Annotated in this window: 21 protein-coding genes; 9 read left to right on the top strand and 12 right to left on the bottom strand. The window is 67.2% G+C overall.

Annotated elements, in window-relative coordinates:
* Positions 1 to 295: 295 nt before the first annotated feature.
* A complete protein-coding gene (locus tag BLJ79_RS24020) occupies positions 296 to 715 on the top strand; it encodes a right-handed parallel beta-helix repeat-containing protein (protein WP_502686095.1) in 420 nt (139 codons plus the stop codon).
* Positions 716 to 812: 97 nt separating this feature from the next.
* The gene (locus BLJ79_RS06590) at positions 813 to 1,298 is read left to right on the top strand and encodes a hypothetical protein (protein ID WP_071213930.1); all 486 of its coding nucleotides are present in this window, start codon (positions 813 to 815) and stop codon (positions 1,296 to 1,298) included.
* Positions 1,299 to 1,313: 15 nt separating this feature from the next.
* Here the strand turns inward: BLJ79_RS06590 and BLJ79_RS06585 are convergent, their stop codons facing one another.
* Together BLJ79_RS06585 and BLJ79_RS06580 are read right to left on the bottom strand one after the other, a co-directional pair.
* Positions 1,314 to 2,249 carry a LysR family transcriptional regulator gene (locus BLJ79_RS06585; protein ID WP_071213929.1) on the bottom strand — a complete coding sequence of 312 codons (936 nt, stop codon included), beginning with the start codon at positions 2,247 to 2,249 and terminating at the stop codon, positions 1,314 to 1,316.
* 85 nt (positions 2,250 to 2,334) lie between these two features.
* Positions 2,335 to 2,592, bottom strand: coding sequence for a hypothetical protein (locus tag BLJ79_RS06580; RefSeq protein ID WP_071213927.1), 258 nt, complete (start codon positions 2,590 to 2,592; stop codon positions 2,335 to 2,337).
* A 134-nt stretch (positions 2,593 to 2,726) separates the two neighbouring features.
* Between BLJ79_RS06580 and BLJ79_RS06575 the strand changes: the two genes are divergently transcribed.
* A complete protein-coding gene (locus BLJ79_RS06575) occupies positions 2,727 to 3,221 on the top strand; it encodes a hypothetical protein (RefSeq protein ID WP_071213926.1) in 495 nt (164 codons plus the stop codon).
* A 101-nt stretch (positions 3,222 to 3,322) separates the two neighbouring features.
* Here BLJ79_RS06575 and BLJ79_RS06570 read toward each other — a convergent pair whose 3' ends face one another.
* Entirely contained in the window at positions 3,323 to 4,306 is a 984-nt protein-coding gene (locus tag BLJ79_RS06570) for an LLM class flavin-dependent oxidoreductase (RefSeq protein WP_286135295.1), read from the bottom strand.
* A gap of 99 nt (positions 4,307 to 4,405) precedes the next feature.
* Between BLJ79_RS06570 and BLJ79_RS06565 the strand changes: the two genes are divergently transcribed.
* Entirely contained in the window at positions 4,406 to 5,068 is a 663-nt protein-coding gene (locus BLJ79_RS06565) for a hypothetical protein (RefSeq protein WP_139194756.1), read from the top strand.
* Positions 5,069 to 5,159: 91 nt separating this feature from the next.
* Here the strand turns inward: BLJ79_RS06565 and cspE are convergent, their stop codons facing one another.
* The 3 genes from cspE to BLJ79_RS06550 form a co-directional block, all read right to left on the bottom strand.
* Positions 5,160 to 5,363: a transcription antiterminator/RNA stability regulator CspE gene (cspE, locus tag BLJ79_RS06560; RefSeq protein ID WP_007271190.1), complete on the bottom strand. Its 204-nt coding sequence runs from the start codon at positions 5,361 to 5,363 to the stop codon at positions 5,160 to 5,162.
* Positions 5,364 to 5,608: 245 nt separating this feature from the next.
* Complete coding sequence (locus tag BLJ79_RS06555) at positions 5,609 to 5,944, bottom strand: sirohydrochlorin chelatase family protein (protein ID WP_139194755.1); 336 nt, start codon at positions 5,942 to 5,944, stop codon at positions 5,609 to 5,611.
* Positions 5,945 to 6,040: 96 nt separating this feature from the next.
* Entirely contained in the window at positions 6,041 to 7,588 is a 1,548-nt protein-coding gene (locus tag BLJ79_RS06550) for an MFS transporter (RefSeq protein ID WP_083411055.1), read from the bottom strand.
* A 111-nt stretch (positions 7,589 to 7,699) separates the two neighbouring features.
* On the opposite strand from BLJ79_RS06550, the gene BLJ79_RS06545 reads away from it, so the two are divergent.
* Together BLJ79_RS06545 and BLJ79_RS06540 are read left to right on the top strand one after the other, a co-directional pair.
* Complete coding sequence (locus BLJ79_RS06545; RefSeq protein ID WP_071213921.1) at positions 7,700 to 8,242, top strand: TetR/AcrR family transcriptional regulator; 543 nt, start codon at positions 7,700 to 7,702, stop codon at positions 8,240 to 8,242.
* Between the two features lie 5 nt (positions 8,243 to 8,247).
* The gene (locus tag BLJ79_RS06540) at positions 8,248 to 9,507 is read left to right on the top strand and encodes an MFS transporter (RefSeq protein ID WP_071213919.1); all 1,260 of its coding nucleotides are present in this window, start codon (positions 8,248 to 8,250) and stop codon (positions 9,505 to 9,507) included.
* Positions 9,508 to 9,520: 13 nt separating this feature from the next.
* Here the strand turns inward: BLJ79_RS06540 and BLJ79_RS06535 are convergent, their stop codons facing one another.
* From BLJ79_RS06535 to BLJ79_RS06525, 3 genes are all read right to left on the bottom strand, one after another.
* Positions 9,521 to 10,147: a trimeric intracellular cation channel family protein gene (locus tag BLJ79_RS06535; RefSeq protein ID WP_071214470.1), complete on the bottom strand. Its 627-nt coding sequence runs from the start codon at positions 10,145 to 10,147 to the stop codon at positions 9,521 to 9,523.
* Between the two features lie 85 nt (positions 10,148 to 10,232).
* Complete coding sequence (locus BLJ79_RS06530; RefSeq protein ID WP_071213918.1) at positions 10,233 to 10,784, bottom strand: DUF1697 domain-containing protein; 552 nt, start codon at positions 10,782 to 10,784, stop codon at positions 10,233 to 10,235.
* 125 nt (positions 10,785 to 10,909) lie between these two features.
* Complete coding sequence (locus BLJ79_RS06525) at positions 10,910 to 12,217, bottom strand: Nramp family divalent metal transporter (RefSeq protein WP_139194754.1); 1,308 nt, start codon at positions 12,215 to 12,217, stop codon at positions 10,910 to 10,912.
* Positions 12,218 to 12,606: 389 nt separating this feature from the next.
* Between BLJ79_RS06525 and BLJ79_RS06520 the strand changes: the two genes are divergently transcribed.
* Together BLJ79_RS06520 and BLJ79_RS06515 are read left to right on the top strand one after the other, a co-directional pair.
* Complete coding sequence (locus BLJ79_RS06520; protein ID WP_071213916.1) at positions 12,607 to 14,565, top strand: S9 family peptidase; 1,959 nt, start codon at positions 12,607 to 12,609, stop codon at positions 14,563 to 14,565.
* Positions 14,566 to 14,619: 54 nt separating this feature from the next.
* Complete coding sequence (locus BLJ79_RS06515) at positions 14,620 to 16,008, top strand: NAD(P)/FAD-dependent oxidoreductase (RefSeq protein WP_071213915.1); 1,389 nt, start codon at positions 14,620 to 14,622, stop codon at positions 16,006 to 16,008.
* 6 nt (positions 16,009 to 16,014) lie between these two features.
* On the opposite strand, the gene BLJ79_RS06510 is transcribed toward BLJ79_RS06515, so the two are convergent.
* Together BLJ79_RS06510 and BLJ79_RS06505 are read right to left on the bottom strand one after the other, a co-directional pair.
* Complete coding sequence (locus tag BLJ79_RS06510; protein ID WP_071213913.1) at positions 16,015 to 16,329, bottom strand: winged helix-turn-helix domain-containing protein; 315 nt, start codon at positions 16,327 to 16,329, stop codon at positions 16,015 to 16,017.
* The gene (locus BLJ79_RS06505) at positions 16,326 to 16,763 is read right to left on the bottom strand and encodes a hypothetical protein (RefSeq protein ID WP_071213911.1); all 438 of its coding nucleotides are present in this window, start codon (positions 16,761 to 16,763) and stop codon (positions 16,326 to 16,328) included. The genes BLJ79_RS06510 and BLJ79_RS06505 overlap by 4 nt, the downstream gene beginning before the upstream one ends.
* A gap of 147 nt (positions 16,764 to 16,910) precedes the next feature.
* On the opposite strand from BLJ79_RS06505, the gene BLJ79_RS06500 reads away from it, so the two are divergent.
* A complete protein-coding gene (locus BLJ79_RS06500; RefSeq protein WP_071213910.1) occupies positions 16,911 to 17,984 on the top strand; it encodes a VanZ family protein in 1,074 nt (357 codons plus the stop codon).
* A gap of 107 nt (positions 17,985 to 18,091) precedes the next feature.
* Here BLJ79_RS06500 and BLJ79_RS06495 read toward each other — a convergent pair whose 3' ends face one another.
* Entirely contained in the window at positions 18,092 to 19,435 is a 1,344-nt protein-coding gene (locus tag BLJ79_RS06495; protein WP_071213908.1) for an MFS transporter, read from the bottom strand.
* Positions 19,436 to 19,492: the final 57 nt, after the last annotated feature.

The raw sequence follows: 19,492 nt of genomic DNA, 5'->3' as shown, positions 1-19,492 counted from the left end.
CGCGGTCACGACGAAGAAGTCGGGCAAGCTGCACCGGATCGGCACGGCGTGGATACCTTCCAAGGCCCCCACGAAGCTTTCCTGCAACACGTCGAGCCCATGCAACTCCGCCCAGGTGCTCTTCGCCAACGGGGCCCAGCTGACCGCGGTGTCCTCCAAGTCCAAGGTCAAGGGCGGAACGTACTGGATCGACCACAGGAACCGGTCCATCTTCACGTCCAAGGCCAGCAGCAAGAAGTACAAGTACACCCTGGCCACCACGGCGCGCGCGGCAACGCTGGGCACACGGGCGCGGATGGGCAATGTGACTGTGTCCGGCTATGCCAACCCGGGCAACACCGGGGCTGTGTGGCTGCGCGGCGCCCACTCCACGCTGAGCGGCTCGACCGTCACCTGGAACCACGGCATCGGCGTGCAATCCAACGGCCAGGCCACGGCGGTCCTGGACTCCTTCCTCCGGCGCAACGGCCAGGCGGGCATCAGTGCCTCGGGCGGGAAGAACACCGTGGTGCGGGGAACCGAAATCAGCAAGAACGGGTGGGCGGGATTCCGGCCCGCGACGTTCACCGGCGGCATCGCCGCCTCCAACAAGGCCACGGTGAAGGTATCGGCCTCCCGGATCCTGGACAACAGGGGAGCGGGGACCCGCGGGGTGCGCGCCAAGAAGGGCGCCAAGGTCTCCGTCGTTTCAAGCACGGTGCGCGGAAACAAATAGGCGCGCGGCCTGCCAGTGCCGGTGTTGCCGGGTGCCCCCGAGGCGAGGACGGTGTCGCGCCGGCCCCTGAACCACCCGACGATTCCGAGGAGGATCGATGAATCTAGTTCCCCTGACCCAACCTGTTTCCGGCCGGGCGGTCTACAGCCTGGCGGACCAGGCCTTTGAGTTCGTCCCCACCGATCCCGGGGAAGTGGCGGCGCGCAGGGGTTCGTCTGCCTCGCTGGCACTGGACACCGTGCTTATCGAGGTAGGTATGCCCAACGGCATCCTCCTTTACGTTTGGGGATACTCGCCGCGGTCATCGTGGCTCAGTGTCCCGGGTAGGCCCGAGGGTGCTATTGACGGGGTGGTGATGGTCGACGAGCCGGCCTTGGGTCCGAGCGGAAGTGTCTCCATTCGCCGCGACCGCAGTGATCCCGCAGAGGTGTGGTGGACGCAATTCGACCCGGAAAGCGGCTGGTGCCGGATCACCCGTGGCGGCGCCGATGGGCGCCTGACGAGGATTGCGACCGACACGGTGATTGGAACCGACGACACCGGCATCACCTCGATGTGGCTGAAGCCGACGTTCGTCCGCTGAGCAAGCCTCCACTGCCTAGCGTCGCTTGGGACCGATGCTTGTCTCAGCCAGCGCCTTGGTCAGCCGGTCCATGAACACCCCGGTCTTGGGGTTGTCCCGGCCTTCGGGCCGCAGCGCGAAGATGCTGCGGGCCAGGCGGATTTCCGGGGCGTCGATGACCTGGATGCCTTCGGGGGCACGCTGCATGGCCAGCTCGGGGACCAGGGCGGCGCCCAGCCCGGCGGCTGCCATGTGCAGCGAGGCGTTGAAGTCATCGGAGTGGGCGACCACGCGCGGGTGGATGTTGAACGCGGCAAAGAGCCGGGAGATCACCGTCGCGTCGGACGTGCCGGGGTGGTGCATGATCCAGGGCATGTCGGCCAGCTGGGAGGCGGAAAAGACCGAGGAGCCATCGAGCTTCCAGGAAGCGGGGACCACGACGCGGAAGGGGTCGTCGCCCAGCCACTGGCGCTCGAGTTGCGCCGGCCAGGCCAGCCCCGCCTGGCCGACCTGGAAGATCAGGGCCAGGTCCAGTTCCCCGTCCCGGCGCAACCCGGTGATGGTCTGGTGCGGCTCTCCCACGTTCACGCGCAGCGCGATGCCCAACCGGTCCCAATCCTTGGAGCCGAGCAGCCGGGGCAGGGCAAAGGTGGCCAGGGACGGGAAGATCCCGATGCGCAGTTCCTGCAACGGCTTGCCGCTGGGGTCAAGGTCGGGGGTGGAGGTCGCGGCCATGAGCGCATCGATGTCGGTGAGCACGCGCTTGGCGTGGCGCACCATGGTCAGCGCGGCCGGTGTCGGCTCGATGCTCTTGGCGCTGCGGGCAAAGAGCGTGGTTGAGGTGTCGCGTTCCAAGGCGGACATCTGCTGGGAGACCGCCGAGGGCGTGTAGCCCAGGGCCAGGGCGGCGGCGGCGAAGGACTTGTGAGACACCACTTCCAGCAGGGTGCGCAGATGTACCGGATTGACCACGTGGGGAACTCCTGTGCCTGGGGACGGGTTGAGGGCGCGAGACGGTGGGGCTCGCGCCCTCCTCAATCCTAGGCGGGCACGGGAGCTATTCGGTTTCCTCGGCGAGGACTTCCTCTTCGGTCCATTCCTCTTCGACGGTTTCCTCGTCGTCGTCCTGGTCCTGGGCCGTGAGGTCGTCATCGAGCAGGTACAGGTGTTTGCGCAGCGGATCCAGGGCGGTCATGGTCTCCGGGCTGTCGGAGGAACCCTCGTAGGGCTGGCCGTCACGGCCGTCGTCCGGCTCGTACATGTCGTCGTCAATCGGCTCGTCAAAGACGGTGTCGTCAAAGCTGTTGCCCATCATGTCCCTCTTTCCTCGATCGGGCGGGATTTGCGGCTGAACCCCGATTGATTACAGCCTATGTTGACTCGACCCGTATGGGAATGGGCACTTTTTCGCGTGCGGACCAGGGTGCCGGCGCGCGGTATGGTCGATATATGGACAGCGACACCACACCCAGGTTCTTCACCCCGGCCATCAGCCGCACGGCATTGCTTGCCGCCGCCGGAAGGATCCTGGCACCTGCCTTGTGGCTGGGATTGCTGATCGGGATTTCATTCATCGAGACGCCATTGAAGTTCCTGGCCCCGGGCATGACCCTGGGGCTGGGACTGGGGATCGGGCAGCTGGTCTTCACCGCCATGAACATCCTTGAGGTCGTGTTCTTCCTTGTGCTCGCGGCCTCCTGCATCAAGCGCGGCCTGGACAGGGCATTCCTGTGGGTGGTCGCGTCGACCGGCCTGGTGCTGCTGGCGAAGATCGGGCTGATCCGCCCGTTCCTGGCCAAGCGCACCGAGGCGGTGCTGGCAGGCGTCGAGGCCGGCGGATCGAGCTGGCACTACTTCTACATCGCCGCCGACGGGCTGCTGACGATCCTGCTTATCACCCTGCTGGTGATGGGCGTGCGCCGCTGGGTGCTCCCGGGACGCTGAGCCGGGGGCAGCAGGGCACAAGAAGGCCGCGCCGCGCAGAAGCCGGGGAACACACGGGTGTTCCGGGGCCTTCGCGCGACGCGGCCTGTTTGGTTGCGGCGCTAGACGCCTGCCGGTGCCATGGCCTTGGCGGTGATCTTCACCGAGGCCAAGCGCTGGCCGTGGTCGCTGGCACTGTGCACGGTGATCAGCTCGTCGGCCTGCGCGGTGCGCGCGAACTCCTCAAGGTACTGGGCCACGGCCGGGCCGTCGCCGACCGCGGTGTACTTGAGCATGTTCATGATCGAGTCCCCGTGCGGGGAATCCAGCAGCATCTCCACCTCGTCGTCGGTGAACTCGACGGGGCGGTTGCGGCCCAGCATCATCCGGATGCGGTCGCGGCGGACCTGCTCGAAGATGGCATGGGCCTCCGTGTTGGTCTCGGCGGCCACCACGCCGACGCCGGCGATGACCCAGGGCTCGGCGAGGAATTCGGAGGGCCTGAATTCGTTGCGGTACGCGGTGGTTGCCTGGATGAGCGCGTCGGGGGCAAAGTGCGAGGCGAAGGAGTATGGCAGGCCCAGTTGGGCGGCCAGCTTGGCGCCGAACATGCTGGAGCCCAGGATGTAGAGCGGGACGTTGGTGCCGTGGCCGGGGTAGGCATTGATGCCCTCGATGCGTGATTCCTGCCCGAGGTACGCCTGCAGCTCCAGCACGTCGTGCGGAAACGCGTCGGAGGCGGAAGGATCCCGGCGCATCGCCCGGAACGTGGCCTGGTCGGTGCCCGGCGCGCGGCCCAATCCCAGGTCGATGCGGCCCGGGAAGAGCGTTTCCAGGGTGCCGAACTGTTCGGCGATCACCAGAGGGGAGTGGTTGGGCAGCATGACGCCGCCGGCACCCAGCCGGATGGTGTTGGTGTGGTGGGCGACGTGGCCAATAAGCACCGAGGTTGCCGAAGAGGCGATCGAGCTCATGTTGTGGTGTTCGGCGTACCAAACGCGTTTGTAGCCGGTAGCCTCGGCGGTCTGCGCCAATTCGACGCTCTGCGCGAAGGTCTCGGCGGCTGAACCGCCACGGCGGATGGGGGCAAGATCAAGGATTGACATAGGAATGCTCACATAGGCGGCAACCAGCGCCCGCCCGCATTCATTCCCCGGCATCGTGCACACCACACCGCCACCGGATCCGGGCGTAGGCTGTGGGGCATGAGGCGGATTCCGTTGATGCTGGCGCCCGGACTGCTGGCCTGCCTCCTGGGTGCCTGTACCACCCTTGTGCCCGATCCTCCCGAACCGGAACCCTCCACCGAAGCGAACACCCGGCAGCTTCAGCTGCCGGGCGATTGCCCGCAGGCCGACGCCGTCGAACCGGCGAAGGGGATCGAACCAGGGACCGATGCCCAGATAGCCGCGGACCTGCTGGCGGCGGTGGGCCAATGGAGCAATGCCGGATCCGCCATGGTTGTCAACGAACCGGCCTGGATCGGCCCCGGGGTGCCCGGGCATTGCCTGGCGGACCTGGCCGAGTCGCTGGGGCGGATCTACGCACCGGTGCTGTTTGCCGGAAACGCGGATGAGACGCTGGCGGGTTTTCGGGCCGGGATCGTGCAGGAGAACCTGGCGAACCTGAAAACGGCCCGGGCGGAGGGCCGGGGCACGGATGCCAAGCGGGAATTGGCGCTGATCCAGCAATCGTCGCAGTCGGAGTCCGGGACGTTCTTGAATCTTGTCGTGCGCCGGTTCGAGAGCGGATCAATCCAGCCGGCAGGCGTGGAGGAATGGTTCGTCATCGTGGGGCCGCCGGACTCGCGGAACCTCGTGTTTCATCTGGAGATAAAGGCGAGCCCGCACGGATCGTTCAGCTGGTGAGGCGCAAATCGTTAAACAGCAAGGGCGCCACTCCCATAAGGAGTGACGCCCTCGCCTAGTCAGCTAAAAGCCGCAGGTGATGATCCGAAGCTTAGACAGCGCGGATATCGGTGGCCTGCAGGCCCTTCTGGCCCTGGGTAACTTCGAACTCTACGCGCTGGCCCTCTTCGAGCGAGCGGAAGCCGTTCGACTGAATGGCGGAGTAGTGTGCAAAGACATCATCCGAGTTGTCGTCCGGAGCGATGAAGCCGAAGCCCTTTTCGGCGTTGAACCACTTAACGGTACCTGTTGCCATGATGGGTGTGTCCTTTCGAGACTGTCCTGAAATGGGACGTAGGGGAGTGAAATCCACTATGGAATTCACTTGCAGCTACGTGATTCAACGCGGTTCAGAAAGGTACTCGCCCCGGCAACGGGGTATTTGCACTGCTTTACTGCGAGAAAAACTAGAACTACAAGCTCAACGGTACGCTACTTGGCGCCCAGTTACTACCATCGGGGTACTTTCGAGGCAAAGTTAGCCCGAAATACCCCGTTTGTTTACCTTGCGGAGGACTGGTGATACCGGGTGACAACGATATCCACCAGCTCTTTCGGAGGGCGTTGTGTGGAATTCAAAGGGGGACCGCTCAGCACGTCGGTGGCGCATTTGGCCGCCAATCGGGCGAAGCATCCCGGTGCCAGCCGGCAGATGGCCACCACCGTGCGCCGCCCCGGACTGTGTGATCGGGCATAGGCGAGCGCATCGTCCAGGAGGGGATCCTCCGCTGAGACGCAGGCAACAGCCACCTGCACCTGCAAACGGCCCGCAGGCAGCAGCGCCATGGTGCGGCGGTCGTTGACCCCCACCGGATCCGAGGTTCCGGCGCAGGCCATGATCACCGCTTCCCCGGGAACCCAGCCCGCCTGCGGCGGCCTCCGGGGCAGGCCGCCGCAAGGGAAGCATCGGGCCCAAGGGCGCGCACCGTGCGTCTAGGCCTCCGGCTGCTCCTTGACCGAACGCAGCGCGATCGCCACGATCACCGCGGAGGCCAGGGCCAGCACCATGGCGATTGCCGAGGTGTAGACCACGCCCTTGTCGAAGGCGTGCGCGGCGGATTCCAGCAGCCTGCCGGCCGCAGGCTCGCCCAGGGACCTGGCCACCTCGTGCGCGCCGCCCAGGGTCTGCCGGGCCGTCTCGGCCGCGTCCTCGCCCAGCCGCCCGGGGACCTGGATGTTGTTGCGGTACGCGGCATTGAGGATCGAGCCCAGCACTGCCGTGCCGAGCACCGACCCGACCTCGTAGGCGGTTTCGGAGATCGCCGAGGCCGCACCGGCCTGGGCCGGGGGCACCGCGGAAAGCGCCATGTCGTTGGACAGGGTCTCGCTCATGCCCACGCCCGCCCCGAGCACGCCGAAGGCCACCATGAGCATCAGCACCGAGCCGGACTGGCCGGTGAGCATCACGATGCCGTAGGCCAGCGCGTTCAGGCCCAGACCCCACACCATCACGTGCTTCACGGCGAAGCGGCTGGTCAGTCGCACGGCCAGCAGACCGAAGCCAACCGTCAGCGCCAGGCCCGGCAGCATCAGCACCCCGGCCATCATCGGGGTGTAGCCGGCGACCAGCTGCAGGTGCTGGGAGATGAAGTAGATGAAGCCGACCAGCGCAAAGATGCTCAGCAGGTTCACCACCAGGGCCGCGGAGAAGGACGGGTTGGCAAACAGGCGCACATCCAGCATCGGGTTGGCGCGCCCCAGCTGGCGCCGGGTGAAGGTCACCCCGGCGGCGATGCCCACGGCAATGGCCAGGCACGGGAGCACCGGGGATCCGGCGGCGGTCAGTTCCTTGATGCCGTAGACGATCGGCAGCAGGGTCATGATGGCCAGCCCGATCGAGATCGGGTCGATGGCACCGGGGTTCGGGTCGCGGGATTCGGGGACCAGGGCCGGGGCCAGCACCAGCAGCGGCAACAACATCGGCACGGCCAGCAGGAAGACCGACCCCCACCAGTAATGCTCGAGCAGGAAGCCGCCGACAATCGGGCCCAGGGCGGCGCCGCCGGAGAACCCGGCGGCCCAGACGGCGATGGCCTTGCGGCGCTCGAGCGGGTCGGTGAAGATGTTGCGGATCAGCGAGAGCGTGGCGGGCATCAGCATGGCCCCGAAGATGCCCAGCAGCGCGCGGGCGGCAATGAGCTGCTCGGCGCTGGTGGCAAAGGCGGCGGCCGCGGAAACGGCGGCGAATCCGCTGGAGCCGACCAGCAGCAGCCTGCGGCGGCCGAAGCGGTCGCCGAGCGACCCCATGGGAACCAACAGTCCGGCGAGCACCAACGGGTAGATGTCGATGATCCACAGCAACTGGTTTCCGCTGGGGGCCAGCGCCTCCGAGAGTGCGGGAACGGCGAAGCTGAGCACCGTGTTGTCCACCGAGATCAGCAGGACCGGGAACATGAGCACGGCAAGGGCCGCCCAGCGTCGGCGGTGCATGGAACCGGTGTTCGTCTGCGGGGTTTGGCGGCTCAGGCGGGGAGTGCTCATGGGGATCTGTTTCCTGAATGGGTATGTGCGTGCTGACAACAGTAACTGTACCGTCCAGACGGTACAGTTACAATGTGACGATGCCTACGTGAAAGGGATAGGGTTCACTACATGTCTCGACCGCCATTAGCCAAGGAAAAGATCGTCGACGCCTACGCCTCGATGCTCTGCGACGAGGGCGAACGCGCGGCGACCATCGAGGCCACCGCCGCACGCGCCGGCGTCTCCAAGGGCGGGTTGCTGTACCACTTTGCCTCCAAGGAGGCCCTGGCCCAGGCCGTCATCGAGGGGCTGCTCCAGGCACACGCCGATGACCTGGAGCGCATGTCCGCATCCCCGGAGGGCGCTTCGCGCTACTTCGTGCGCACCTCCACCGTCATCGGCAGCGACCTGGACAGGTACTTCCTGGCCGTGCTGCGCCTGGCCCAGTCCGGGCACGAGCCCTCCATCGAGGCGCTGGAACAGGTGCACGCCGGATGGCTCGACCTGATCCACGTCGAGGTGAAGGATAAGTACGTGGCCGAGACCATCATGCTCATCGGCGAGGGGCTGTACTACCAGACCTCCATGCCCGGGCCCTGGTCCAAGGGAACCTTCGCCAAGGACCTGGAGCACCTGCTGATCCAGGTGGAACGACTCAAGAACGGTAACTAAGCCCCATGGCACTGACCCCACCCCGACAAAAGCTGGCCGGCCGGATCGGTGCGTTGCTGGGCATCATCCTGATGGCCCTGTCCCTGCGTGCGGCCGTGGTCTCGGTGCCCCCGCTGCTGGGAAGCATCGGTCCGGAGCTGGGATTCGACTCCTTTTCCACCGGCCTGCTGGCCATGCTGGCCCCCGTTGTCTTTGCCGGGTTCGGGCTGCTGACCCCGCGCCTGATCCGCTGGTGGGGGTTGGAGAAGGTGCTGGTGGGCGCGGTCCTGCTGGCCGTGGCCGGGCAGCTGCTGCGCGCCGCGGTGGGGGACGTGGCAAGCTTCCTGCTGCTCTCGACCATCACCCTGGCCGGGTACGGCATGGGCAACGTGGTGCTTCCGCCGCTGGTGAAGAAGTATTTCCCGGACCGCCTGGCGATCGTCACCTCGGGCTATGTCACGATGCTGGCGGTGGGCACCTGGATGGCCCCGCAATTCTCCGTACCGCTGTCCAACGCCACCGGCAACTGGCGCACCTCCATCGCCGCCTGGGCGCTGCTTTCGGCCGTGGTCCTGGTGCCCTGGGGCATCCAGATCTTCCGGGACCGCAAGACCCCGCGCCCGGACACCCCGCTGGTCAACGGGTTGGTGGCAGCGCCCCCGGCACGGATCAACCCGTGGAAGTCCCCGGTCGCCTGGGGGCTGGCGATCTTCCTGGCCGGAAACTCGGCCCAGACCTACGTCTACTTCACCTGGATGCCGCCCTACCTCTCCGAGCAGGGGCTGGACACCATGGCCGCCGGTTCGATGCTGGCCCTGTTCGCGATCCTGGGCCTTCCGGTGAGCCTGCTGGTGCCCTTGTGGGTGCCGCGCCTGCGCCACCCAATCCTTGCGGTGCTGGTCTTCACGGCCTTCTGGATCACCGGCCACCTGGGCCTGTATCTCTCGCCGACCGAGCACACCGTGCTGTGGGTCGTCTCCGCCGGGCTGGGACAGGGCACCTTCGCCATTGCCCTGCTGATGATGAACCTGCGCTCGCGCAGCACCTACGGCTCCGGCGTGCTGGCCGGCTTCAGCCAGGGGCTGGGATATGCCGGTGCGGCGATCGCCCCGCTGCTCTTTGGCATCGTCAAGGACGCCACCGGCGGCTGGAGCGCCTCGTTCGCGATGCTCGGGGTCTGCCTGATCGTGATGCTCACCGGTGCGGTGATGATCAACGGCCCGCGCAAGATCGAGGACGCCAAGGACGAGCCGGAGCACTACGCCGAGCTCGAGCGCGTCACCTGACCAGCCCGTTCCGCTATTGCAGTTCGATGTCGCGGTGCCAGTGCCCGACGGCCTTGGGCACGTGCCAGCGGAACTTCAGCGAGAGCAGGCGCAGGAGGAAGACGACGGCCGCGACGGCCAGCTCCCACACCCAGCCCCTCACGCCCATGACCCACAGCCCGGCCATGAGTCCGGCACCCAGCATGGCCGGGACCGCATAGATGTCTCGCGGGTCGAAGATCGAGGGGGTCTTGTTGGCAACCACGTCGCGCAGCAACCCGCCGCCCACCGCGGTGGTGACGCCCAGCAGCGTGGCGGCAAAGGGATTCATTCCCGCCTCCAGCGCCTTGATCGTGCCGGAGGTGCAGAACAGGGCCAGGCCGGCGGCATCAAAGACCAGCAGCGGGCGCATGAGCCGTTGCACGCCCGGGGCCACGAAGTAGACCAGCAACGCCGCCAGGGTCGGCGGAATGAAGTAGTACGGGTTCTGGAACGCGGTGGGCACCACGCCCAGGACCAGGTCGCGCACGATGCCGCCGCCGATCCCGGTCAGCCCGGCCAGCAGCAGGGATCCGATGATGTCGAAACCGCGCCGTGCGGCCAGCAGCGACCCGGAGACGCCAAAGAAGAAGACGCCCAGGAGGTCGAAGAGCAGGGGCATGGTCAACGGGTCGTGTCCTCGGGTCTCATGTTCGCGGGCGGTGCGGCACTGGAAGTTCCATTACAACATGGGCGGTGCGGCGGTTTCACCGCCCCAGGGCGCGAAGCGCAACCAGGACCTTGTCGATGGTGTTCATGTTCCGGGTGGTCACCAGCGTGGAGGAAGCGGCCTTGGCGAAGTGCTTGGCCAGGGGCGAGCCCAGGGAATCCCCGCGTGGAACCTCCCAGCAGATGCACGCGCCCAGCTGCGCCACGCGCTCGGAATCCCCGAGGTCCGGGGCGCTGCCCAGGATGGCGGCGGCCTCTTTCTCGCCGGGCGTGAGCACCAGGTAGCGGTGCCGTTGCACACCGTCCTCGGGAGAATCGAAGGGGTAGTGCTCCGTGATCGACTCCAGCTGGTCCCCGTCCTGGACGATCACCCCGATGTCCCGGCCGTAGCGGTCCCGCAGGGCTTGCTCGACGGCGTCCTTCACGCGCGAGGGGGTGGCTTCGGCGGCTCCGACCACCACGTTGCCGCTGGCCAGCAGGGTCTTCACCGGGGCGAAGCCGGACTCCTGCAGCAACGTGGCGAGGTCCTTCATCAGGATCTTGACCCCGCCGACGTTGACCCCGCGCAGGAAGACAGCATAGAAGTTCATGGGGCCAAGTCTGCGCCGAGCGCGCCGGGGTTGTCCATTGCCACCCGGATGCACGAACGGGGCCGCACCCGCGAAAAGCGGATACGGCCCCGTGGGGTTTGGTGCGTTGCACCGAAAGGGAAGTGCTAGCCCTCCCAGAGCGGCGAGACGGCCTTGTACAGCTGTTGGACACCCAGGGAAATGAACAGGGCTGCGGTGATGGCCAGCAGGACGTTGGTGTGGACCTTGTTCGCCCAGACCTTGGGGATCCGCTTGCCGTTGAGCAGGCCCAGCAGGGTCACGGCGAGGAACGGCATGAACAGCGAGCCAAGCACGCCGTAGGCAAGGATCAGGGCGATCGGCTTGTCCAGCAGGAACAGCACCATCGGCGGGAAGGTCAGCCACAGGACGTAGAACTTGAAGTACTTGCCACCCACACGGGTGTCCGGGTGCCCGGATTCCTTGCCGCGGATGTTGCCCCAGAAGTCGGCGAACATCAGCGAGACGCCGTTCCACACCCCGATGATCGAGGAGAAGGACGCGGCCCAGAAACCCACCAGGAACCCGGTGCCGACCACGTTGCCGTACTTCTCGTTCAGCACCGTGGTCAGGTCCAGCAGGCCGGCATCGCCGGCGCTCAGCGAGACGCCTGCGGCGCGCACGACCTCGGCGCCGACGATCAGCATGGCGATCACGAAGATGCCGGTGAGAACGTAGGCCATGGAGTTGTCGATCCGCATGACCTTCATCCACTTGGGCGTGTACCAGCCCTTCTCGCGCAGCCAGTAGCCGTAGGCGGCCAGTGTGATGGTGCCGCCCACGCCGCCGGCGAGCGCCAGGGTGTAGACCACGCCGCCGGAGGGGATCATCGGGATCAGGCCCTTGAACATCTCGGGGATGTTCGGTGCGGCAATCACTGCCAGGCCCACGACGGTGACGAACATGATGCCCACCAGCACCGCGGTGATCTTCTCGAAGAAGGAGTAGCGGCCGAACCAGACCATGGCGAAGCCGGCCAGGCCCATGGCCACGGCGAAGACCTTCAGGTCGACGGCCGGGAACATGGCTGCCAGCGGCATCGCGGCCGAGGACATCGCGGTGGCCCCGTAGACGAAGCCCCAGATCATGATGTAGGGGCCGAAGTACCAGGTGGTCCACTTGCCCAGGGACTTCCAGCCCTCGAAGATGGTCTTGCCGGTGGCCAGGGTGAAGCGCCCGGCGCCCTCGACGAGGATGATCTTCAGTGCGACACCGACGATCACGGCCCAGAGAAGGGCGTAGCCGTAGCGGGATCCTGCCACCAGGGTGGCGACCATGTCGGCGGCGCCGACGCCGGTGGCCGCTACTACCAGGCCGGGGCCGACGATCTTCCATTTGGCGGCCTTGCCGCCGTCGTCGTCGATGCGGTCGGCGTGCAACGCCTTGACCGTCGGGAGGTGTTCTTCTGTTGGCATGGGCCTGTGCTTCCTGATCCTTGTGGTTGCCGTGGGTGCCTGGGATGTCTCCCGCGGGGCGGCACATCCGGCACGATACTTCGCGTCCTGTGGGCCGGCATGCTACCCGTCGGACGTCCTGCGGCGGAAGTCGTCCGCCGGCGGCGCAGGGGGCCGGCCCGATGCCGGAGCGCAACGCTGCGGTTCCATGTGGGCCAAGTCCCGTGCGAGAGTCTTGTCACAGACAAACGTATAGGTGATCGCCCGCACACCGGTGCTTGTCCGCCCATTCCTAACACTTTCTTAGGGAACCGGCCGGTGAGCCGTTTTGGCGTTTCCGCCACCGGGCTGCCTCGCAGCCGCACCGCGGAAGGGTTCAGCCGAGCGTGCGGGAAGGCTAGGATCGCAGCATGACTACGCGTTTGCCCTACGGCTCCTGGCCCTCGCCCATTTCCGCCGCGCAGGTGGCCGCCGGCACCACGCCGGTGGGCGGCGGCGGTTTTGTCGGGGAGGAATTGTGGTGGCTCGAGGGCCGCCCGGCCGAGGGCGGGCGGCTGACCGTCCTGGCCCGGGCCGCCGCATCCGACGCTCCGGCGCGCGAACTCGTGGCCGCCCCCTTCAATGTCCGCAGCCGGGTCAATGAATACGGCGGCGCGTCCTGGGCCGCCATCGGTTCCGGGGACGGGCAGAAGCTGGTGTTCGCGAACTTCCGCGACCAGCGCCTCTACCTCGTCGATGCCCACGGCGGCACCCCGGTTCCCCTGACCCCGGAGTCCTCCGGCGCCGACGGGGATCCGGCCCTGTGCTTCGCCGAGATCATCCAGGGCCCCGCCGGGCACGTGCTGGCCATCTGCGAGGACCACCGCACCGATCTGCGCCGCTACATCGCCGCGATCCCGCTTGATGGCTCCGCCGCACAGGACCCCGGCGCGCTTCTCGAGGTCACGGCGTCCTCGCGCTTTGTCGCGGCCCCGCGGCTGAATCCCTCGGGCACCCGGATCAGCTGGATTTCCTGGGAACACCCGCAGATGCCCTGGGACGGGACCGAACTCCACGTGGCCGACCTGGGGGACCTGGCGGCCGCGAACGACACGGTGCTGGCCGGTTCCACCAGCGAATCGGTGCTGCAGCCCGAATGGCTCGACGATGACCGGCTCGTGTTCATCTCCGACCGCAGCGGCTGGTGGAACCCCTACCTGCACGATGTGCCCTCCTCGACCCAGCGCCCGCTGTGCGAAAGGGAGGAGGAGTTCGCCGGACCGCTGTGGACCGTGGGCCAAACCTGGTACAAGGTCATCGACGCCAACACCCTGCTGGTGACGCACGGCACCCACGGGAGCTCGCTGGCCACGCTGGATGTTGCCAGCGGCAAGCTGCAGCAACTCGTGCTGCCCTTCACCCGCATCTCGCCCACCGGGCTGCGCGGAAGCCTGCTGCTGGCCACCGCCACCTCGCTGGTTCAGGGCGACGGGCTGCGGCTGATCGACCTGGACACGCTGGCGGTACAGAACATCTCCCTGGCCCTGAAGGACCTGCCCGACCCCGAGGCGCTGCCCGGTGCCGAGGCCATTGAATTCACCACGGCCGACGGCTCGCGCGTCTACGCCCACGTGTACGAGCCGAAGCTCGGAATGCTCACCGGGGCCGCGGACGAGCTGCCGCCCTACGTGGCCTTCGTGCACGGCGGGCCCACGTCCCAGGCCTTTGCCCAGCTCTCCTTGTCCATCGCCTACTACACCTCGCGCGGCATCGGGGTGGTGGACGTGAACTACGGGGGATCCACCGGGTTCGGCCGGGCCTACCGCCAGCGGCTGAACGGGCAATGGGGAGTGGTCGATGTCCAGGACACCGTCGCGGTGCTCGAGGGCCTGGCGGCCGCCGGCATGGCCGACCCCAAGCGCCTGGCCATCGAGGGCGGGTCCGCCGGCGGCTGGACCGTGCTGTCTGCGCTGACCACCACCAAGACCTTCTCCGCGGGCATTTCCCGCTACGGGGTCTCGGACCTGGTCGGCCTGGTGCGCGACACCCACGACTTCGAATCCCGCTACATGGATTCGCTGGTCGGCCCCTACCCCGAGGCCGCCGAGCTCTACGCGCAGCGTGCGCCGATCAACCACGTGGCGGACATCAGCTGCCCGGTGCTGTTGCTGCAGGGGGACCAGGACAAGGTGGTGCCCCCGGCCCAGTCCCAGGTGGTCGCCGATGCGCTGGCCGCCAACGGGATCCCGCACGCCTATGTGCTCTACGAAGGTGAGCAGCACGGCTTCCGCCGCGCCGAGACCATCGTCAACGCGCTGGAAACCTCCCTCGGCTTCTATGCCGCGGTGTTCGGCTTCGAATCCGATGTCCCGGTGCTCAAGCTCAGCTAGCGGCCACGCAGCCTTCCGCCCGCACACCCGACCAACGCAAGGACAATCCGTAGAATGACCACCAACGGGAACGTGTCGTTTTGGTATGCCGAAGACGGGCTGCCGGCCCCGCGCCCGGCGCTCGCCGGGGACCTGGAGGTCGATGTCGCGATCGTCGGTGCCGGGTACACCGGGCTGTGGAGCGCCTACTACCTGGCCCGGGCCGACCCGTCGCTGCGCATCGCGGTGCTCGAGTCCCGCTTCGCCGGGTTCGGCGCCTCGGGGCGCAACGGCGGTTGGCTGGCCAACACCATCACCGGCGGACGCGACGGGTACGTCAAAAGCCACGGCCGGGCCTTGGTGGGCGACTTCCAGCGGATGCTCAACGAGACCATCGACGAGGTCATCTCCGTGGCCGCGGCCGAGGGCATCGACGCGCACGTGCACAAGGGCGGGGAACTGCTGGTGGCCCGCAACCGGGCGCAACTTGGCCGGCTCGAGGCCATGGCCGCGGAGCAGCTGAAGTGGCCGGAGGACGATGCGGTGCGGCTCTCGGCCGCCGCGACACGCGAGCGGATCAACGTGGCCGGTGCCCTGGGTTCGATGCACATCCCGCACTGCGCCCGCATCCACCCGGCGAAACTGGTGCGCGGGCTGGCCGCGGCGGTCGAACGCCGCAGCGTCACCATCTACGAGAACACCCTGGTCACCGAGATCAACGCCGGGGCCCACGGGGCACCTGCACACGCGGTGACCGAACGCGGAACCGTGCGTGCCGCGCACATCCTGCGGGCCACCGAGGGGTTCACCGCCAACCTTCCGCAGGCGCACCGCGACTGGCTGCCGATGAATTCCTCGATGATCGTGACCGAGCCGTTGGATGCCGGCGCCTGGGAGGACATCGGCTGGGAGGGGTGCGAGACCCTGGAGGATTTCGCCCACGCGTATGTGTACCTGCAGCGCACGCGGGACGGCCGCATCGCCATCGGCGGTCGCGGGGTGCCCTACCGCTACGGCTCGCGCACCGACATGGACGGGGCCACCGGGCCCAAGACCGTCAAGTCGTTGACCGGGATCCTGCACGAGATGTTCCCGGCAGCGGCGGGGGCCCGGATCGAGCATGCCTGGTCCGGGGTCCTGGGTGTGCCGCGCGACTGGCGGGCGAGCGTGAACTACGACCCGGCCACGGGCCTGGGCTTTGCCGGGGGATACGTCGGCACCGGGGTCACCGCGACCAACCTGGCCGGCCGGACGCTCACGGACCTGGTGCTGGGGCGGGACACCAAGGCCACCGCCATGCCGTGGGTCAACCGCACGGTGCGCCGCTGGGAACCCGAGCCGGTGCGCTGGCTCGCGGTGCAGGGCATGTATGCCATGTACCACCGGGCCGATGCCCAGGAGCGGGGCGGCCGGGCCGCCACCGCCCCGATCGCGCGGTTCGCCGACCTGGTCTCCGGGCGGTAGCCGGACTCAGCCGCCGGAGGCGATGGCCTGCAGCGCGGCCAGATGCCGGGCCCAGGTCTCCCGGCCGGCCTTGGTCAGCGAGAGCCAGGTGCGCGGACGCTTGCCGATGTAGCCCTTGCGGATGCGCACGATGCCGGCGGCCTCCAGGGCGGAGGCCTGGCGGCTGAGCACCGAGTCGCTGACCTGCAGGTGGTCGCGGAGCACCGCGAACTCCGTCTCGTCGGTGGCCGCCAGCGCCGCGGCCATCGAGAAGCGCACCGGGTGCGCGAGGTCCTCGGCCAGCCGGTGGCGGGGGTGCGAGGGGGTCTCCGGCGCGCTCATTTGGAGGCCTCGGTCCAGGCGCCGGCCACGGTGGCGATCGTGATGGCGGCCGCGGTGGCGGCGAAGAACCACAGCTCGCCGGCGAAGAAGTTGAGCCCGACGACGCACCCGATGCCCCACAGCACGGCCCAGATTCCGATGCAGATGCCCCAGCGGGCGGTGAAGCCCTGCTTCGTGGACCTGCCGAAGTACAGCATCACGGCCATGAAGATGCCCAACCAGGCGAGCATCCCGACCATGGGGATCCAGATGAGGGACTCGTCGACCTGGCCGACGAGCCAAAACGCGAGCAGCGACAGCGAAGAGATGGCGCCCATGCCCAGCAGCATCGTGATGTGCGGCCAGCCGGCACCGGAGCGCGAGGCGGCACCGAGCCGGCCCGCCTCGTTGAGCAGGTCCTGTGCCGCTGACGGTGAAAGCTTGTTGTTGTCCATGTCGGTCTCCTTGCGGATGTTGCCGGGGATCTGGCGTTTAACCCATCGTACGCAAGTACTTTCCATATTAGCAAGTACTTTTCACCATGGTTTGTGCGCGTCGGGATGGAGCGCGCGGGGTACAGGCCCTCCCATAGGATGGATCGAGTGTCAGACAGAATCATGCTCGGAGCCGTCGCCATCGTGATTGGCGTCGTCGCGGCGGTGGCCCTCCTCATTCCGTTCATTGCCATCAGCTATCGTCGGCGCGGGCACATCAGCGCGATGTGGCTGCTGGGGTGGATCGCCCTGGCCGTTTACGCCATGTCCCTGTGGACCTATACCCTGATGCCGCTGCCGCAGGACGGCTACCGCTGCGTCGGGATCCAGCTGACGCCGTTCGCCTCGGTGGCCGATGCGCGCGCCTTCCCGCATTCCACACCCGGCCAGATTCTGCGCAACCCCTCGGTCCAGCAGGTCGCGTTCAACATCATGCTTTTCATGCCCCTGGGTTTCCTGCTGCGGACCATGTTCCGGCGCGGGCTGGTTGTCGCCGCATTGGCCGGGGCCGGCATCTCGTTGTTCATCGAGGCCACCCAGCGCACCGGCGTGTGGGGCTTGTTTCCGTGTGCCTACCGCCTGTTCGACGTCGATGACCTGATGGCCAACACCCTCGGGGCAATCGCCGGTTCCGTGGTGGCGGTGCTCTTCGTGCGCCGCCGCGGATCCAGCATCGATCCGTCGCAGCCGCGGGCGGTGACGGCCGGGCGGCGACTGCTGGGAATGCTCTGCGACGTGCTCTTCCTGGCGCTCCTGGGCGGAATGCTCGCCATCGGTTGGCGGGCCTGGCAGATGTATGTCGAGCACATTCCCTTTGAACTGCTCGACCAGGACGTGCAGAGCCTGTTCGCGGTGTGGGTGCCGCTGGCGGTGCAATTGGTGTGGATCCTGGCCAGTGGGCAGAGCATCGGCGAAAGTGCGACACTGCTGCGCGGACACCCGACCCGGATGCCCGCCGTGCTGGCCCGTCCGCTGCGTTTTGTTGCAGGCATCGGCGGGTACGGAATCCTGGCGGCCCTCAGCTTCCCGTTCAGCGGGCTCCTGCTTGCGGTCCTCGTTCTGCTGAGCCTGGTGACGGTGTGGACAAGCCGAAACCATCGCGGATTCGCGGCCATGGTGGCGGGCATGGAACTGGAGGATGCCCGCGTGCGGCACGGGGTGCGGGCCGCAGCCCGCACCTGAAACCACGTTGCGGCTCCGCGCCGATCCCCATGCCCGGATGGCTGCCCGACGTCAAGCGGCAGCTGCGCGGGCATGGGAACCACCCCTATCGAACCGGCCCAGGGGATCTAGTCCAGCACCGCCTCGCGTTCAACGGCTGGCGTTTCGGCGGGTGGCTCGACGACCCGCTTCGGGATCAATGACACCGCGATGGCTGCCACCACGCCGACAATGGCGAAGAAAACAAAGTTGAATTCAAAGCTCAGCCCGGTCGAGGCAATCCACCCACCGATGATCGGTCCGGAGATGGCGCCGATGCGGGCAAAGGACAGCGCCCAGCCTGTGGCTGTGCCGCGCTGTGCCGCGGGGTAGTAGTCGGCGATGTATCCGGTCAGGACCAGTGAGGTCGAAATGGACCCGATGCCGGCGAATGCCACGAAGCACAGGTTCACGAACATGGTGTTGGGGAACATCAGCAACAGGATGCCGCCGGCACCGAGCAGGTAGAAGAGCACCAGGATGGTCTTCTGCCCGTATTTGTCGGCGAGGAAGCCCAGAACCAGGCCGCCGATGGCGGAGGCCAGCGAGAACACGAGCAGGAAGGCCAGGGAAGAGCCCAGGTCGTAGCCCGCCTTGCGCATGATCTGCGGCAGCCACGTGTTCAGGCCATAGACCAGCACCATCCCGCAGAACAGCGAGATCCAGAAGAACACCGTGGAGCGCAGGTACTTGCCCGAGAACATGGCGGCCATGACCTCGCGCCAAGGGATCCTCCGGCCCGGGTTCGCCGGGGCCACCGGCCGGTAGTCGCGCACGTTCAGCTTCTTGGCCAGGGCCTTGGCCTCGGCGATCCTGCCCTTGGCCACCAGGTATTCGAGTGATTCCGGAACGAGCCAGGCGACCACCGGAAGGATCAGGATCGGAAGCGTGCCCACGGCAATCACCCAACGCCAACCTAGCGTTGGCAGCAATGCCATGGCCACCATGGCCGCGGCGACGATGCCCAGCGAATATCCCGAGTACATGATTCCGTAGTTCAGCGACCGCTTCCTGGGTGCCGAGTATTCGATCGTCAGTGCCGCGGCGACCGGGATGATCCCGCCCATGCCCAGGCCGCCCAGGAAGCGGAACAAGCCAAAGATCTCAGGGGTCGGGGCCAGGGCAGCCCCGGCCTGGGTGATGGTGAAGATTGCCATCGATAGCAGGAGCATCCTGCGCCGGCCGATGATGTCGCTGAGGGTTCCGATGAAGAGGGCCCCGAAGAGCATGCCGACCAGCGCATAGGCGCCCAGTCCGCCAAGCTGCAACGGGGTCAGCGACCATTCCTGGTACTCGGCCAACGCCGGCAGGACGGCGCCAAGGACCCCAACGTCGTAGCCCTCCGCCAGGATCGCCAGCCAGCAGGCGAAGAGGACCACCGAGGTGGTGCGTTTGGGGATGTTCCAGTCGGTGCTGGTTTGTGTTGCCGCCATGCTTAGGGCTCCTCATGTGAAGGGGTCAAGTCTTGATGGAGGTGGAACAGCGAATGC

Origin of the sequence: Arthrobacter sp. UCD-GKA (assembly GCF_001863355.1) — a bacterium.
Lineage (GTDB): Bacteria > Actinomycetota > Actinomycetes > Actinomycetales > Micrococcaceae > Paeniglutamicibacter.
This window is presented reverse-complemented; position numbering and strand designations above follow the sequence as displayed.